A 693-nucleotide genomic window follows, 5' to 3' on the forward strand; every position below is an offset into this window, starting at 1 on the left:
AGGCTGCCGGCCAGGCCGGCCAGGGCCGCGCTGATCACGAAGGCATACACCTTGTAGCGGTAGACCGAGACCCCCATGCAGTCGGAGGCGATCGGGCTGTCGCGCAGCGCCTCGAAGGCGCGCCCGAAGTGCGACTTGAGCAGGAAGTGCACCACGGTCAGCGCGGCCACCATGAAGACCGCGACCATGTAGAAGTATTCGGTCTCGTGCAGCTCGCGCCCGAACAGGCTCGGCTTGGTCAGGGTGATGCCCATCGGCCCTTGCGTGACGAAGGACATCTCGTTGATCAGGATCTGGATGATGGTGCCGAAGGCCAGGGTCACCATCGCCAGATAGGGGCCGGTGACGCGCAGCGCCGGCAGCGCCAGCACGGCGCCGAACAGGGCGGTGCCGAGGATGCTGGCCGGGATCGCCAGGAACCAGGGCGTCCCGAAGTGCATGATCAGCGCCGCCGTGACGTAGGAACCGATGCCGAACAGGCCGGCGTGGCCGAGCGAGACCTGGCCGGTGTAGCCGACCACGATGTCGAGCCCGAACAGCAGGATCGCGTAGATCAGGATGGTCTCGACCAGGTGGACGTAGTAGGGATTGGTGACGACCAGCGGAAAGGCCGCCAGCACGGCGATCCCGGCGAGGGAGGCGAGCAGGGTCTTCTTGTTCATGGTCAGACCTTCTTGATCGCGGCCTTGCCGA

At 65.9% G+C, this 693-nt stretch carries 1 protein-coding gene; it reads right to left on the reverse strand.

The window, feature by feature from the left end; translation table 11 throughout:
• A partial coding sequence (locus KVT32_RS28095; protein WP_217619197.1) for a branched-chain amino acid ABC transporter permease occupies positions 1–662 on the reverse strand: 662 nt, incomplete at its 3' end.
• Positions 663–693 lie beyond the last annotated feature (31 nt).

The sequence above is a fragment of the Achromobacter sp. GbtcB20 genome, from assembly GCF_019091095.1.
Classification (GTDB): Bacteria; Pseudomonadota; Gammaproteobacteria; order Burkholderiales; family Burkholderiaceae_B; genus Achromobacter; species Achromobacter mucicolens.